The sequence below is a fragment of the Pseudoalteromonas sp. S1609 genome (genome assembly GCF_005887255.1).
Lineage (GTDB): Bacteria > Pseudomonadota > Gammaproteobacteria > Enterobacterales > Alteromonadaceae > Pseudoalteromonas.
Map to the genome: position 1 here is coordinate 65,258 of NZ_PNDJ01000006.1, position 16,269 is coordinate 81,526.

The window sequence follows — 16,269 nt, forward strand, 5'->3', positions numbered from 1 at the left end:
ACACTTTATAGCATTTAGTTGCAGTTGCACACGCTTGTGCTTTACCATCGGGGGTAATTTTATGTAAGTAAAGGCAATCCTGTGTTAAAAAAACTAAAACACCTCTCACTGGCAATCCCCCTGATGGCGGGCGCGTTAAGCGCTCAAGCAAAGCCGTTAACGCTTGAGCGCATATTTGATGATCCAAGCTTAGCTGGCAAATCTCCGGTACAACTTAAGTTTTCTCCCGATGGTAGCCGTGTTACCTACTTACAAGGTAAAGCAGATGACTATAACCGCTATGATTTATGGGAATATAATTTAAAAGATAACACCAATCGATTGCTCGTTGATTCAGCGCAATTATTTTCAGGCCCAGAAAACCTGTCAGATGAAGAAAAAGCACGCCGTGAACGCCAGCGTATTTTTGGTAAAGGTATTCTTGAATACAAATGGTCAAAAGATGGTAAAGCGTTATTATTTCCTCTTAATGGCGACCTTTATTACTTCGACTTAAAAACAAAAAATAGTAAAAAGCTGACTAACACTGAAGCATTTGAAACCGATGCGCGCTTTTCTCCAAAAGGGAATTTTGTGTCGTTTGTTCGTGAGCAAAACCTCTTCGCATTAGAACTGGCATCTGGTAAAGAAATTCAATTAAGTAAAGATGGCGGTGGCGTTATTAAAAACGGTATGGCCGAATTTGTGGCGCAAGAAGAAATGAGCCGCATGACCGGTTATTGGTGGGCAAATGATGAATCTAAAATCGCCTTTACTCGCGTTGATGAAAGCCCTGTTCGAGAAGCAATTCGTAACGAAATTTATGCTGATGAAGTAAAGCTATTTAATCAGCGTTACCCATTTACTGGCACTAACAATGTTGACATTCAACTTGGTGTTGTAAAACTTAATGACCAAGCAGTTGACTGGGTTGACTTAGGTGAAGATAAAGATATTTATATCGCTCGTGCTAAATGGTTAAACGACAGTAACACCCTGTCTTACCAATGGCAAAACCGTTCTCAGCACAATTTAGAATTACGCTTTTACAACAGTAAAACGAAACAGCAAACCGTCGCATTAACTGAAAAAAGCGATACTTGGATAAACCTACATTTTGATCTTGAGTTTTTAAAAGATAAAAAACATTTTGTGTGGGCCTCGGAGCGAGATGGATTTAAGCACCTTTATTTGTATGCTAATAATGGCCAACTTATTCGTCAAATAACTACTGGTGACTGGGTTGTTGATAGCTTAAAAGGCGTAGATGAAAAAAATGGTATAGTTTACTTTGCAGCGCGTAAAGATACTGCGCTTGAAAGTCACTTATACAGTGCGCCTTTATTTAAAAAAGGGGCAATTAAGCGTATTACTAAAAAAGGCCAATACCACAATGTTGTACTGGCAAAAGATAACAAAACCTTCATTGACACTAGTTCATCGGTGAATAAGCCAAATTCAGCAGCGCTGCGCAAAATCAATGGAGAGTTTATTACGTGGCTTGAAGAGAATAAACTAGACGACTCTCACCCACTAACTCCCTTTTTAACCGATTTAGCAAAGCCTGAGTACGGTACTATTACCGCTGAAGATGGCCAAGTTATGCATTACCGTTTATTTAAACCTACAAACATGGCTAAGGGTAAAAAGCACCCAGTTATTGTTAACGTGTATGGCGGCCCTCATGCTCAGCGAGTAACTAATAGCTGGCGTAGTAAAAACTTATACTTTCAATATATGGCGCAACAAGGTTATGTTATTTTTCAACTAGATAACCGCGGCTCTTACAATCGTGGTAAAAAGTTTGAAGATGCAATATATAAAAATTTAGGTGTTGTTGAAGTAGCTGATCAGATTAAAGGCGTTGAGTTTTTACGTACACTTGATTACGTAGACCCTGCACGCATTGGTATTTATGGTCACAGCTACGGTGGTTATATGGCGCTAATGACCATGTTTAAAGCAGGCGATTACTTTAGTGCCGGTGTTTCTGGCGCTCCTGTAACTGACTGGGCCTTATACGATACTCACTACACCGAGCGTTACTTGGGTCACCCTGATACAAATGCGCAAGGTTATACCGACAGTGCTGTTTTCCCATATGCTGAAGGCCTTAAAGGCCCATTAATGATTTACCATGGTATGGCCGATGACAACGTGTTGTTTACCCATGCAACAAAATTGTTTAAACAGCTGCAAGATAACAATCAACAGTTTGAAATGATGACTTACCCAGGCTCAAAACATAGTCTTCGCGGTAAACAAGTTCAAACTCATTTACATCAAACTATTACTAACTTCTTTAACCGTAATTTTAATACAAACTAACTAAGTTATTCGACTAAAGGCTGATACAAGTATCAGCCTTTTTTTATGCAAATAAGATATATTGAAACGTCAACAAACAATAATTAAATCCATTTAAGCATAGGGTAACTAAAAATCTAAGCCTGAGCGCGCAACTTGTATTGTATTTAAATTAACCGCTAACAACTAAATATAAAAATTCAATATTATGAAAATAAAGCTCTATTAGCCTATATTTTAACTATGCTTATTAAAGAGAAGTAATGCTCTTATACAGGAACATGTTTATGCTAAATCTCCGTCGTTTTACTATATTTCAACGTCTAGCCATTTTAGTAGGGATTGTAATATTTGGTTTAATTGTATTGAGTATTTCGAGCTTGAGTAACCAATACCAAGCGCTCAAAAACGAGCAATACCTTAAAACTAAAAATGTGGTAGAAACTGCATATAGTACTATTAAGCACTATGCAGCCCTTGAACAAAACCAAACTCTTACTCGCCAACAAGCACAGTCTCAAGCAATCGCCTCAATACGCTCATTGCGTTACGATGATACTAACTATTTTTGGATCAACAATTATCAGCCAGCCATGGTAATGCACCCAATAAAGCCAGCTCTTGAGGGAAAAGATTTAACTAATAATAAAGACCCTGATGGCACCCCGTTATTTGTTGAGATGGTTAGCGTTGTAAAACAATCCGGCGAAGGTTATGTGCCTTATAAATGGCCAAAGCCCGGTAATGACAACCCCGTAGATAAAATTGCGTTTGTTAAAGGTTTTGATCAGTGGCAATGGATAATCGGCTCGGGAGTTTATCTTGATACCATAGACAGTGCCTTTTCGCAGCAGCGCACTATCATCATTATCAACGTTATTATTATGATTATTGTGGTGGTGTTATTTAGCTACTTTATTGGCCGAAGCATTTTAACGCCGACTCGTTTAGCAGCGCAGATGATGAAAGATATCTCTCAAGGTGAGGGGGATTTAACTCGTACTCTCAACGAAAATGGTAATGATGAAATATCTCAACTTTCGAGATCATTTAATTTATTTGTCTCTAAAATTAGAGAGTCTTTAGTACTAGTCGCCAAAAGCGCAAACGATGTAAACGAGCATGCCCATGCTGTAGATGATTCTAGCAAAACCAGCCAGTCGTTTATTGAGCTTCAAAACGACAGTAGCACCCAAGTAGCCGCTGCAATGGAGGAAATGACTCATCAAATTCATGATGTTAGCCGTAATGCCGAAGCCGCTGAACAAGCCGCAAATGATACTGCCAGTAATGCATCAACGGGTAAAAATGTGGTATCTAAAACGATTATCGCCATTGAAACCCTCTCGAGTAATATAGAAACCGTAAGCAAAGTAACCGCTGATCTTGCTCAAGAGAGTAATAATATTGGTTCGGTGCTTGATGTAATAAGAAGTATTGCAGAGCAAACTAACCTGTTGGCACTCAATGCAGCCATTGAGGCTGCACGGGCAGGTGAACATGGTAGAGGCTTTGCCGTCGTAGCCGACGAAGTAAGAACCTTAGCAAGTCGAACGGGTAAAAGCACTGATGAAATTCAAGCCATGATCGCTAAACTGCAAGAAGGCGCTAAAGCCGCAGTTGAGGCGGTAAAATCTAGCCAAGAAATTTCTATTTCTACGGTTGAACAAGCCTCTTCAGCAAATACATCACTGGATGAAATAGACAGGTTAGTAGCGGTGATCACCGATATGAACGGCCAAATTGCAAGAGCAACAGAGCAGCAAACATCGGCCGCAGATGAAGTAAACTTAAGAATTAACGATCTTTCGCAATCAACGGAGCAATCATTAGGTAATACGAAGGATTTAACCCTTGCCAGCGACAAACTCAAACAAAGCAGTGTTGAATTATCTAGCGTGGTATCGCGCTTTAAGCTGAGTTAACCTGAATTCCGGATAATAAATCTATCTCAAGCTAGAGAAAATTAAACATAAATATCATTTTGATTCAATGCGTTAGTAAACCTCTTAACCAAAGTTCAGGTTAATTAATACCTTTCACCAATTAAAAAGCCCTGATCTTCAGGGCTTTTTAGACTTATTTATAGAGAATTATAAACAGTAGCGGGCAAACAAACTGCTTACTGAGGCCGCAGTTGGTTTACCATGTTGCCAATCACCACCTTCAACACCACTACCGGCAATATCCATATGCACATAAGGAAGTGGTAAAGTAGACTCATTACCATGCTTATCTAACCCGCCTACCACAGCTAAAAATGCCATAGGGAATTGATGACCGCGCGCTGTGACGGCAGAAGCCGCATTATTACTAGAAAGCACATCATCGGCTAAAGTACGTGGTTTTATAAAGTCATAATCTTCACGACGTGAGCGTGATACTTCAGCACCGTCAGCCCATAAATCACCACAATCAGCTAATTGACATGAAATATTAGCACTACGTGCTGGCCCATTTTCTACATAAGCACCATATGGTCCCATCGCACGTGCAGCATGCCCTGTTAAAGTAGCCACAGTAAACAGCGTTGGGTTTATTTCGTTTACAGCCAAATCTTTCATTTCACTAAGCAAATCACCCATCGCTAGACGCCCCTCGGCATCAGTGTTACCAATGCGCACTCGCACACCTTCACGGCTAGTAATGATTTCATCAGGAACAAAACAATCTGAACCAATTGAGTTACGTACCACTGCTAAAAAGGCAATCACTTTAACGCCTTTAGGCTGGTAATCAGCAACTGCTTTCATAAATCCAGCCACAGAAGCCGCACCGCCTTTATCTCGGCTCATACCTGCCATGTAGCCGCCTACTTTTAAATCTGCACCGCCTGTGTCATAAACTAAGCCTTTACCAACAAACATCAGTGTGCGCGTTACTTCACCCTCTGGTACATATTCAAGTTTAACAACGCGTGGATGATGACGCTCTACTGCATAAGATGCACGAGCGACAGTACTTAGCATCGGATAGTGTTTATCAATGGCAGCCAAGTCATCAATCACATCAACGTTCACTGCGCTATTATTAAATAGTTCGCTACAGTAATCAGCAAAGCGTGGTGGTGCCATACGTTCAGGCTCGGTACCACATAAATCACGTGCAGCATATTGTCCAGCTGCTAATGCATTGACTGCTTTAATCGTTTGCTCATTGGCATCAATTAAACCGATTTGAGTAATTGGCTCAATACCATGACCATGAAATTCACGTGCTTCAAGAGGCTGCCATAATGCTTGGCATGCGCCTAAATAGGCCACTTCCAGCGCGTGTTGGTAACGGCTGTCGGTATTTAAAGCAGGTAAGTAAATAGCGGGGTTAACACTGCCTGACGCTTTAGCCTCGTAAATGGCTAATTTAGCCGCATCAAAATAGCGACGTACATCATCATAATCTCTATTTAAAGGGCCTGTAGGGGCTATCACAACACGTTTACCGGCAATTACTAGCAAGGTAACTTGATTACCTATTCGAGAGTCTACTTGAGCTTGATTTAAAATTGCATCGCGCAGAGGCGTATTTGGTATGTGAGAAAAGTCATCGCTGATAATAATTAGTGCATCGTGTGATGCACAATCTAGGCTTGCACTAACTGGCTGAGCCAGCACTGCTTTTGGATATGCCATAAAAAAGGATCCTGTTAGAAAACGTAGCCCCTATTATTATTTATTTAGCAATTTATAACCAGTAAACTGCGGTAATCTGCATACTTACTGGCAACCTAGAGTTACAGCTTTTACACGTCTAAAATACTCAGCTGTAAATTATGCTCTGGTTGGTTTTTAATGCCAACACCTATTCCTAATAAACGCACAGGTTGTTGTAATCCGCGTTGATAGGCTTTGGCGAGTAACTCTTTAAAAATAGCCGTGTTTAATTGATGATTCGCTCGATCTGCTGAGGTCACAACAAAATTAGCAAATTTAACTTTAACACTTAACTTGTTAATTTTATTTTGTAGCTGCTGTTTGTTTAATCTAACCTCGAGCTCACCTAGCAGTTGCGGTAATTGCTCCAAGCACTCATCAAGACTATTTTTGTTGTATTCATAAGTATGCTCCACGCTCAATGACTTACGAATCCGCTCAGTTGAAACCCGCCCTATATGCTCCCCCATACATTTTTGATATAACGACACGCCAAAATTCCCCACATGTTGCTGCATCCAATTAGCCCCTTTTTCGCGAACATCTTGGCCCGTGTACAACCCTTTTAAATTAAGCTTCTCCAAGGTTACCTTACCCACTCCTGGAATTTTACCTAGTGGTAATTGGGCTAAAAACGAGTCAACTTGCTCAGGCAATACTACAAATTGGCCATTGGGTTTATTTTCATCGCTAGCAATTTTGGCTATAAATTTAATTGGCGCAATCCCCGCAGAAGCGGTCAGCCCTGTGGTATTAAAAATATCGGTGCGGATTTGCTCTGCAATTAACGTTGCACTGCCTTTAAATGCAGTACTGTCGGTAACATCTAGGTACGCTTCATCAAGTGAAAGAGGCTCTACAAGATCAGTATAGCGCTTAAATATAGCGCGGATTTGAGTTGATACTTGTTTATAAACAGCCATTCTTCCGGGCACAATAACTAAATCGGGGCAAAGCTGTTTGGCATGATAGTTAGACATAGCAGAGCGCACCCCATACTCTCTGGCAATATAATTAGCGGTAGAGAGCACTCCACGGCGACTGTTACCGCCAATTGCCAGCGGTACACTTGCAAGCTTGGGGTTGTCGCGCATTTCAACGGCTGCATAAAAGCAGTCCATATCTATATGAATAAACTTTTTCATCACACAATAACAACTGTTTATTTATACAGCCATTATTGTGGAATCGCTGCTAATTAGCAAGCTTGTTGTTATTTAAAAAGAGCGCCTATTTTTCTTGGGCTTATTAAAGCAATACATCCAAAATAAAATTTCTAAAGAAAAGCCTAATAAAATCAAAATAATTGCTCCTGCCTCATTACCCATAGCGTAACAAGTAAACGACGCTATAAAAACGGTGCATGCCAATAACCAATTAATTATATTCTGCATAGTTATCTCCTTGTGTGTTAATAGTTACTATAGTCATGAATTCAAGGAGGTACAATTTTAGCCCTAGAATTTTTGCCAACTATAATTCCCTTGAGCTCATCCGACCATGTTGCTAATCTAAATACTTTAAAACCAAGAGCTATAAATACATGGAAACGTTTAAACAACAACACCCTATTCATACCGACATTACTGTAGCGTGGGGCGATATGGATGCCCTACAGCATGTTAATAACTGTGTTTATCTTCGTTATTTTGAAATAGCCAGAATCGATTTTTTAAATAAATTAAATTTATTTGATACTATCAATGCTAAAGCCACTGGCCCTGTGATCAGTGAAAATAATATTCGCTACAAACGCCCTGTAACGTTTCCTGACATATTAAGCGTAGGTATTACTATCAGTGATATTAAATCTGACCGCTTTGTAATGAATTACAGTGTATTTAGCCATGCGCAAAATACGATAACCACCACTGGCATGTCAAAAGTGGTGATGTTTGACTTTAAAACAGGGCAAAAAGCCACGATCACAGAACCTTTGTTATCGGCTTTAAAAGCAAACTCAGAAAACAAATAATTAGGATTAGTAATGCAATATAGTCAATTAGGCAGTAGTGATATTAGTGTTTCTAGGGTCTGTTTAGGTAGTATGACTTGGGGAGTACAAAACAACCAGCATGATGCCGACCAACAGATAGCCTATGCTCTTGACCGTGGTGTTAACTTTATTGATACGGCAGAAATGTATGCAGTTCCTCCCTCCCCCGATACTTATGGTAAAACTGAGGAAATTATAGGGAATTGGGTTGCACGTAATTCACAGAAACGAAAAGACATTGTTATTGCAACTAAAATTGCCGGTAATGGGCTTTCATGGATCCGTGATGGTGGTGATATTACTCGCCAAGCTGTTATTGATGCAGTTGATCAGTCTCTAAAACGCCTACAAACCGACTATATTGACTTATACCAATTACATTGGCCAAATCGCCGCACTCCTCATTTTGCAAGGCAATGGCCTGGCATGCTTAAATTTACTGATGTCGATGCAAAACAACACACCGCTGACATGCTTGATATTTTAGAGGGCTTAGATGTGTGTGTTAAAGCGGGTAAAATTAAACACTGTGGACTTTCTGACGACACCCCGTGGGGAATTAGCCAATTTTTAAATTTAGCCAAAGAGCACAACTTACCAAAAATGGTGTCTATTCAAAATGAGTTTAGTTTAGCGCATGCGAAAGATTGGCCTTATTTAATAGAGCAATGTGTGCATGAAGATATTGCTTATCTACCTTGGTCACCTCTGGCTGCTGGGCTATTAACGGGTAAGTACCTCAATGGAGCGCGCCCTGAAGGCTCTCGCTGGACATTTATGCAGCGTAACGGTATTTTTCGTGATACGCCACAATCACAAAAGGCGACCAAAGAGTATGTTGAACTTGCACATGAACACAACATTACACCAGCACAATTGGCGCTAGCGTGGTGTAATCAAGTGGATGGCGTTACCTCATCTATTATTGGTGCCACTACTATGACGCAGCTAAAAGAAGACATTGATGCGTTTGAGCTAACTCTCAATGATGATGCGTTATCAGCAATTGATAGCATATTTAGAAATAACCCAATGCCATACTAGGGGCGATTTAATCACCGAACAAGATCTGCAGCCTGACAGGTTAAAAGAACAGCAAGGAAAAAGTACAATTCGATAATATTGATTCTTTGCTGTTCTTTATGTTTATTTTTTAGCCGTTACCAGTATAATACGCAAAAAATTTTGTAGGCGGTTCTATTTGTAATGCAATCACTTCGTTTTTTATGTCTTGGCATTTTGGTCACTTTTGCTACTTGCAGTCATAGTAAAACAGCAAAGCCAATAGAAGAAATTTTATGGCTACAAAGTAAGACCCCCCCGTTTCATTTAAGCAAAGAAACAAAACAGCTTGGCTTATGCGATGATTTAACACAACAGCTAATGCATAGCATAAAAGGGGTGAAACATACCCGCTTAGTTTTACCGCAAAAGCGGATTAATAAATATATAGATGAGGGCAGGAACGTTTGTTTTCCATGCGCTATTTACAAACGCAGTGCAAATAAACAGTTTTTATATTCATTACCTACAGCGATTTATCCCCCACATAACATTATAACTACCGCGGCAAAAGCACCTCAATTAACCTCTAAGCATGGTAATCCTATCAACTTAGTGGGTTTACTTGCTGATAAAAACTTCACTTACGGTCAAGCTGATGCGCGTCGTTTTTCTGTGCAGATAAACAATATTATTGAAAACTCATTAACTCACTCTAATGTTTCTATGAGTTGGAGTAGTGATAATGAAAGTGGTGTTGTAATGGAGCGCTTAAAACACGGCTCTTTAGATTACTCGCTTGATTACCCATTTATCACTAGCCACTTTAGCAAAGGCAATCAATCAAATATTGTAAACCTACCGATTGCCCAAAATAAAAATAAATTAGTTCCAATAGCCGTTGGTTGTGCGACTAATGCCCCAAATAATTTTGCATCTATGGCAATTAAAAAGATTAATCACGTACTAAAAAACAATATTTTAACCTCAGAGCAATACAAAAATAATCAACAATACTGGTTAAATGAACACTTTGAGGACTTTAATAAAGCCTATAATCAATATGTGCTTAACTTTGATTCACAGACCAATGATGCTCCAATAAACACTGCTGACCAGAGTCAGAATAAAGAGCAACTTTAAACTCTCGCCCGGCGCTTACCATCCCTACGCCAGCAGGCGTGCCGGTCATAATAATATCGCCCTCTTCTAAACCCATAAACTCATTTACCTCTGCCAGAATTTGCGCAGGTTGGTGCAACATTAGCTGGGTTTCTCCGTGCTGAATGACTTTACCATCAATATGTAATTCAAATATAAACGATGTCATTTCTGGCGTTAACTCAATAAAATCACTAAATAATGCTGAGCCATCGAATGCTTTAGCACGTTCCCACGGCAAGCCCTTTTCTTTTAAACTGCTTTGCAAAGCTCGCTTAGTCAAATCAAGTCCAATCCCTACGCCTGCAAGCTGCTTATTTTTTATCACAAAGCATAATTCAGTTTCATAATGCAACGTTTCACCGTTATGGGAAGAGAGTAAGGTATTAGTGATCGCGCTATTAGGCTTATTAAAAATTACCATTTGCTCAGGGTGTTCGTTGTTTAATTCAGCAATATGCGCACTGTAATTGCGCCCCACACAGACTATTTTTGAAGGCTGTATGCTCTGCGAAGCCAGCTTTATTTGATTCATTCTCTCACCTGTTAATTACATAACGCTTTTAATATTTTGGCATACTCTCAAATTATTAATGCAAAAGCGAATGCAGTTTTATTATGTTTATATGATAACTATTGAGCTGAATATAATCAATCACATAGAATGGAATAAAAGTAAGAAGGGACTAATTTGGTAGGTTTTTGTATACGCGGTTTTGAAGCAATAAGCAGATACATTTAGTACCTGCTTATTGATGTTTGTTAATAGGTTATTGACTACTTACAAGTAACACTACTTTGCTCGGCAGCATTTGCTGTAATAGCCAGCTTAGCAATAGATACATGCCAATCACCTTGCGTGCTTAACTGCCAAGGGGTGAACACTTGTGCTAAATCAACACCCTGCTCTGCAAAACAACTCAAGTTGATGTTTAATGTTTGCCATTGACCTGATTGCTCAAGGTTATCAGTAATATCAAACTTACCCTGACAACTCTCACCACAACCCATAGCAATCCACAGCGGGCTTGTTGCCCCTTTATCTACTTTAATTTGCATTTGCAGTTGGCCATTGTTTTCAACGTATGAACGTAAGTCAGATGGGAATGCCGCGGCTAAATTAACCTCAGCCAACGCTTGACTATTAAAACGAATGGCGCGTGCATCTTCTTGCACTTCTTTGTCAAATGTTTGGATGCTCACAGCACCTAATGACTCGCGGCTACTTGCCACCGTTTTTTGCTGCTCGCCACTTTTTAAAACCAACGACCATGGTGCTTTTATAGCACGCTCAAACAACACTAAGTCATCCAATTGTTCAGTCTGTTGAGTTTGCTCTACCAAGTCATCTTTAAGTACGTTGCTATCACCGTAGGTTAAGCCAAAACCATAAGGGAGTAATGGGCTATAAGCTTCGTCGTTGCGGTTTTCATTGTCGATTGGGTTATTCGGCCATGAAAACGATAACTTTCCTTTAAAGTCGTGGTTAATTGAACCGTCTGCATTTTTAAACAATACATCACTAATTGCATCACCTTCACTGCCTGGAAGCCAAATAGCAACAAACGCATCACTGGCATTTAGCTCAGCATTAACCCACATTGGGCGACCGCTAATAAATAATGATACAACAGGGATCCCCGCATCTTTAAACTTTCGCAGTAACGCTAAGTCGCTTTTATTACCGCGCTGATATTCTAGGTTATCAACATCACCATTACCCTCTGCATATGGTTGCTCACCAAACACCACAATGGCTACATCTGGGCGTGCTTTGTATTCCCCTTCAACACTCAGCGCTGCACTGCCACCAGCTTGCTCTACAGTATCTTTAATACCTGCGTAAATAGAACTGCCGCCAGGGAAGTCAATGTTGGTATTGCCTGTTCCTTGCCACGTAACGCTCCAACCACCCGACTGCATGCCGATGTTATCAGCCCCTATGCCTGCGACTAATACGTTGGTCTTAGGCGATAATGGCAGTAACTGCTGCTTATTTTTAAGTAATACTAGAGATTCGCGTACAGCTTGTTTAGCCACTGCACGGTGATCGCTACTACCAATAATTTCAGTTTTTCCAGAAAGAGGACGCTTCGCGGGGCTTGGTTTATCAAATAACCCTGCACGCATTTTAACGCGTAGGATACGCGTTACCGCATCGTTAATTCTGCTTAGTGGGATTTCACCGCTATTAGTTTGGTTAACCAAGTTGCTAAATAGCGGTTTCCACTCATCAGGCGCCATGTACACGTCTAAGCCTGCATTAGCAGCTTGAGCACAGTTACTATTTGAACAGCCTTTAACTTGTCCATGGCCATTCCAATCGCCAACAACAAAGCCATCAAAACCCATTTTTTCTTTTAGTACATCGGTTAATAAGTATTTGTTCCCGTGTATTTTATTACCATGCCAGCTGTTAAACGAAGCCATAACCGTTTGCGCACCTGCACTCAAACCACCTACATAACCTTGTGCATGAAGCGCAAATAACTCTTCTTCAGAGGCGATATTATTACCTTGATCGTCGCCATTGACAGTACCACCATCACCTAAAAAGTGCTTAACGGTGCTAACTACTCGCGTGTCTGACAAAAAGTCTTCATCAACAGCGCCTTGCAACCCTTTAACGATGGAAGCGGAATACGCTTTCACTATTTCAGGGTCCTCAGAGTACCCTTCGTAAGTCCGGCCCCAACGGTCATCACGAACCACCGCAACAGTAGGTGCAAATACCCAATCTATACCGGTAACCATTACTTCTCGCGCAGTGGCAGCGGCTATTTTTTCAATAAGTGCAGGGTTGTTTGCAGCACCCAAGCCAATATTATGCGGAAATAAAGTCGCGCCAATAACATTGTTGTGTCCATGCACCGCATCAGTGCCCCACATTGTAGGAATGGTACTGCCATCTAAAGAATCATCAATAGATGCTTGGTACATTTCTTCGGCTAAATTAACCCAATCTTCAGGGGTTGCATGTTTATTATTGTTTGGAAACGAACCACCGCCATTTAAGTAAGAACCAAAACCATACTTACGCATATCTTCAACCGTGATATTACGGATTTCAGGCTGGATCATTTGCGCTATTTTTTGCTCTAGCGTCATGCTCTTTAGCATATCAGCGATTTTTTGCTCCATTTGAGCGTCGCTTTTAATACCTGTTTCTATTGTTGGCCAAATTTCTTTAGGACTTGTCGTATCACTAGCACTGTTAGAGGGTTGCGAACAACCGCTGCTGGTTATTGCTGCTAGCATCAGCGCAGTGATTGAAAAAGTGCGTTTAATAATCATAGCATTCACCTAAAACTCAAAGAGGAGTTGACGTTGTTTTTTTTTGCACCAAACAGCGCGAAATAAGTAATATATAAATAGCAACCAATGGGCAGAATAAGAGCTAATTGCACACCTATGTTATCAGCTAGCATACCTTGTAATAACGGAATAATGGCACCGCCAACAATCGCTAAACATAAAATACCCGAACCCTGCGAGGTGTATTTACCAAGCCCCTGCAGTGCTAAACTAAAAATAGTAGGAAACATAATAGAGTTACATAATCCAACTAATAAAATAGCCCACATAGCCAGTGACCCTTGACCCGTCATAGCAATTAACACAAGTAAGCCTGCTAAAATACCGTGACAAGCTAATACTTTGGCTGCGTTTAATTTTTGCATAATCGCGGCGCCAGCAAAGCGTCCTATCATTGCACCTGCAAAATAATAGCTAATGTAATGTGCTGCTTGTTGCTCTGGTAAGCCTGCAATATGATCAAGGGTTAAAAAGCCAACTAAAAAACTACCTATGGCCACTTCAGCCCCTACGTAAACAAAAATACCAATCGCGCCTAAAATAAGGTGACGATATTTCCATACACTGCCTAAATCAACAAACTCAGTGTCACCTTGGTTTTCTGCTTCACTGTCAATCGCTTTACCTAATTTAGGTAAATTTAAAAAAACAAAAATAATCGCCAATGTTAATAAACTTGCACTGAGCATTAAATAAGGAAACTTAACTTGTTCTGCTGTAGCTTGACTAATTTCTGACAAAATTAACCAACTACCAAACAATGGCGCAACAGTTGTACCTAAAGAGTTAAAAGCTTGAGTCATAGTTAAGCGCGAAGACGCTGTTTTTGCAGGCCCTAATACGCTTACATAAGGGTTGGCAGAGACTTGTAAAATAGTGATCCCTGAAGCAAGTACAAACAAAGCAAGTAAAAATAGCTCGTAAACATGTGCCTCTGCAGCGGGGTAAAATAGTGCACACCCTATCGCAGCAACAACCAAACCAACAACAATACCAAATTGGTAACCTATTTTACTGACCAGCTTCCCTGCAGGAATTGACATAACAAAGTAGGCACCAAAAAAACAAAATTGTACCAACATTGCTTGGGTGTAATTAAGGGAGAACATTCCCTTTAAATACGGAATTAAAATATCGTTTAGGCAAGTAAGAAAACCCCACATAAAAAACAAGGTCGTAAGCGATGTTAACGCAAAGGTGTGTGTAGACCCTGGTTTTTGGCTGTTTTCTGCTGCCGGTAGTGGCTGTGTGATATGTGCCATAGTATAATCTCTAATTATTTTTTAATTATCAGATTGTTACCTCTATTTTATTGCGTTTAGTAAAACTTAAAATGCAGATAATAGTTGCAACACCAAATGTAAGCGCTTACATTTATAGCATATAGAGAAAATTTATCAATTTATTTACAAAAATATTGTAAGCGCTTACATTGTTGTATTATGCAATTTATATTGCTTAGCTAACTACTGTAAAGCTCATTATTATTTGCAAGCTTAAGGACGTATCTCATTGTGTTTAAAACAATCTCCTTACCAGGCACGTCAGCCCTCTTAAAGCCGCCGTTTATTTTTGGGGTTGCTACAGCCTCTTTTCAAATAGAGGGAAGTTACGATACCCGCCTCCCCTGTATTTGGGATACTTTTTGTAACAAACCAAACACCATTGCAGATAACAGTAACGGCAACCAAGCATGTAAACACATTGAATATTGGCAACAAGATGTACAAATGATTGCTGATTTAGCTGTAGACGCTTATCGTCTTTCGATTTCTTGGCCACGCGTTTTACACCAAGATGGCAGCTTGAATATTCAAGGAATGTCGTTTTATAAATCGCTATTACAAGCTTTAAAAGCGCGCAACATTAAAACTTATGTCACTTTATATCATTGGGATTTACCACAGCATTTAGAAGACAACGGTGGTTGGCTAAATCGCGATACCGCGTATCAATTTGCTCATTACACTCATATAGTAACTCAACAACTAGAGAGCTTAGTTGACTCTTATGCGACCTTAAATGAGCCTTTTTGTAGTGCCTACCTAGGCTATGAAATAGGGGTACATGCACCAGGCATAAAAAGTCAAAAAGCAGGACGCCAAGCAGCGCACCACTTACTGCTTGCCCATGGACTCGCAATGCAAGTAATACGTAAGAATTGCCCCACGATAGAAGCCGGTATAGTACTTAACTTTAGCCCATCCTATCCGCTTACCACTGCTGATCAACGCGCTGCTAAATTAGCTGATGACTATCATAACCAATGGTATATACGGGCAGTACTAGAGGGCTGTTACCCTGAAGTGATTAATGAGCTTGCAAATGATGCAAAGCCCCATATTAGTGATGGAGATATGGCAATTATTAGCCAAAAGATCGATTTTTTAGGGGTTAATTACTATACTCGTATTCATTACAAAAATACCCCAGATCATTGGTTTAGAGAAGTTTCTTTAGAGAATGTTGCCACCACCGATATGGGCTGGGAAATATACCCGCAGGGATTATGCGAATTACTGCTTTCACTAAATGATCGTTACACTTTACCTAAGGTATATATAACAGAGAACGGTGCAGCGATGGCTGATATATTAATAAATGGTAAAGTAGATGACATACAACGTGTCAATTATTACCATACCCACCTTAATGCCGTTCATAATGCAGTTGAGCAAGGCGTTAATGTACAAGGCTACTTTGCATGGAGTTTAATGGATAATTTTGAATGGGCCTATGGTTATGAAAAACGCTTTGGGCTAGTCTATGTTGACTACCAAACTCAACAACGTACCCTAAAACAAAGCGCAATTGCGTATCGTGATTTTCTTAAACAGCGCCAAAAATAATAACGAGTGG

Annotated in this window: 12 protein-coding genes; 6 read left to right on the forward strand and 6 right to left on the reverse strand. The window is 40.1% G+C overall.

The features are described from left to right. Nucleotides 1-81: 81 nt before the first annotated feature. On the forward strand, nucleotides 82-2,307 hold the full coding sequence (locus tag CWB76_RS02150) for a S9 family peptidase (RefSeq protein WP_138605194.1): 2,226 nt from the start codon (nucleotides 82-84) through the stop codon (nucleotides 2,305-2,307). Nucleotides 2,308-2,573: 266 nt separating this feature from the next. After that, entirely contained in the window at nucleotides 2,574-4,211 is a 1,638-nt protein-coding gene (locus tag CWB76_RS02155) for a methyl-accepting chemotaxis protein (protein ID WP_138605196.1), read from the forward strand. A 168-nt stretch (nucleotides 4,212-4,379) separates the two neighbouring features. Here CWB76_RS02155 and CWB76_RS02160 read toward each other — a convergent pair whose 3' ends face one another. The 3 genes from CWB76_RS02160 to CWB76_RS20020 all read right to left on the reverse strand — a co-directional run bounded on the left by CWB76_RS02160 (nucleotide 4,380) and on the right by CWB76_RS20020 (nucleotide 7,330). Continuing rightward, entirely contained in the window at nucleotides 4,380-5,915 is a 1,536-nt protein-coding gene (locus CWB76_RS02160; RefSeq protein WP_138605198.1) for a M17 family metallopeptidase, read from the reverse strand. A gap of 110 nt (nucleotides 5,916-6,025) precedes the next feature. Then, nucleotides 6,026-7,081, reverse strand: a complete 1,056-nt coding sequence (gene dinB, locus CWB76_RS02165; RefSeq protein WP_138605200.1) for a DNA polymerase IV — start codon at nucleotides 7,079-7,081, stop codon at nucleotides 6,026-6,028. Between the two features lie 72 nt (nucleotides 7,082-7,153). Further along, on the reverse strand, nucleotides 7,154-7,330 hold the full coding sequence (locus CWB76_RS20020) for a hypothetical protein (protein ID WP_010390907.1): 177 nt from the start codon (nucleotides 7,328-7,330) through the stop codon (nucleotides 7,154-7,156). Between the two features lie 149 nt (nucleotides 7,331-7,479). Between CWB76_RS20020 and CWB76_RS02170 the strand changes: the two genes are divergently transcribed. The 3 genes from CWB76_RS02170 (at nucleotide 7,480) to CWB76_RS02180 (ending at nucleotide 10,077) form a co-directional block, all read left to right on the forward strand. Beyond that, nucleotides 7,480-7,911 (forward strand): acyl-CoA thioesterase, encoded by a 432-nt coding sequence (locus CWB76_RS02170; protein WP_138605202.1) that lies wholly within the window; start codon nucleotides 7,480-7,482, stop codon nucleotides 7,909-7,911. 12 nt (nucleotides 7,912-7,923) lie between these two features. Continuing rightward, the gene (locus tag CWB76_RS02175; protein ID WP_138605203.1) at nucleotides 7,924-8,976 is read left to right on the forward strand and encodes an aldo/keto reductase; all 1,053 of its coding nucleotides are present in this window, start codon (nucleotides 7,924-7,926) and stop codon (nucleotides 8,974-8,976) included. A gap of 162 nt (nucleotides 8,977-9,138) precedes the next feature. After that, nucleotides 9,139-10,077, forward strand: a complete 939-nt coding sequence (locus CWB76_RS02180) for an ABC transporter substrate-binding protein (protein ID WP_138605205.1) — start codon at nucleotides 9,139-9,141, stop codon at nucleotides 10,075-10,077. Here CWB76_RS02180 and CWB76_RS02185 read toward each other — a convergent pair. The 3 genes from CWB76_RS02185 to CWB76_RS02195 form a co-directional block, all read right to left on the reverse strand. Then, on the reverse strand, nucleotides 10,004-10,630 hold the full coding sequence (locus CWB76_RS02185; protein WP_138605207.1) for a fumarylacetoacetate hydrolase family protein: 627 nt from the start codon (nucleotides 10,628-10,630) through the stop codon (nucleotides 10,004-10,006). The two genes, CWB76_RS02180 and CWB76_RS02185, sit on opposite strands and share 74 nt — an antisense overlap. A 242-nt stretch (nucleotides 10,631-10,872) precedes the next feature. Next, the gene (locus CWB76_RS02190; RefSeq protein ID WP_138605209.1) at nucleotides 10,873-13,389 is read right to left on the reverse strand and encodes a glycoside hydrolase family 3 protein; all 2,517 of its coding nucleotides are present in this window, start codon (nucleotides 13,387-13,389) and stop codon (nucleotides 10,873-10,875) included. Between the two features lie 5 nt (nucleotides 13,390-13,394). Continuing rightward, nucleotides 13,395-14,672, reverse strand: coding sequence for a sugar MFS transporter (locus CWB76_RS02195; protein ID WP_138605211.1), 1,278 nt, complete (start codon nucleotides 14,670-14,672; stop codon nucleotides 13,395-13,397). A 252-nt stretch (nucleotides 14,673-14,924) separates the two neighbouring features. Here CWB76_RS02195 and CWB76_RS02200 point away from each other — a divergent pair, with 252 nt between their 5' ends. Further along, on the forward strand, nucleotides 14,925-16,259 hold the full coding sequence (locus CWB76_RS02200) for a GH1 family beta-glucosidase (protein WP_138605213.1): 1,335 nt from the start codon (nucleotides 14,925-14,927) through the stop codon (nucleotides 16,257-16,259). The last annotated feature ends 10 nt before the right edge of the window (nucleotides 16,260-16,269 follow it).

Excerpts from the sequence above, each read along its gene's own strand:
- CWB76_RS02155 (WP_138605196.1), top strand. The coding sequence starts at position 2,574 with ATGCTAAATCTCCGTCGTTTTACTATATTTCAACGTCTAGCCATTTTA.
- CWB76_RS02160 (WP_138605198.1), bottom strand. The coding sequence starts at position 5,915 with ATGGCATATCCAAAAGCAGTGCTGGCTCAGCCAGTTAGTGCAAGCCTA.
- dinB (WP_138605200.1), bottom strand. The coding sequence starts at position 7,081 with ATGAAAAAGTTTATTCATATAGATATGGACTGCTTTTATGCAGCCGTT.
- CWB76_RS20020 (WP_010390907.1), bottom strand. The coding sequence starts at position 7,330 with ATGCAGAATATAATTAATTGGTTATTGGCATGCACCGTTTTTATAGCG.
- CWB76_RS02170 (WP_138605202.1), top strand. The coding sequence starts at position 7,480 with ATGGAAACGTTTAAACAACAACACCCTATTCATACCGACATTACTGTA.
- CWB76_RS02175 (WP_138605203.1), top strand. The coding sequence starts at position 7,924 with ATGCAATATAGTCAATTAGGCAGTAGTGATATTAGTGTTTCTAGGGTC.
- CWB76_RS02180 (WP_138605205.1), top strand. The coding sequence starts at position 9,139 with ATGCAATCACTTCGTTTTTTATGTCTTGGCATTTTGGTCACTTTTGCT.
- CWB76_RS02185 (WP_138605207.1), bottom strand. The coding sequence starts at position 10,630 with ATGAATCAAATAAAGCTGGCTTCGCAGAGCATACAGCCTTCAAAAATA.
- CWB76_RS02190 (WP_138605209.1), bottom strand. The coding sequence starts at position 13,389 with ATGATTATTAAACGCACTTTTTCAATCACTGCGCTGATGCTAGCAGCA.
- CWB76_RS02195 (WP_138605211.1), bottom strand. The coding sequence starts at position 14,672 with ATGGCACATATCACACAGCCACTACCGGCAGCAGAAAACAGCCAAAAA.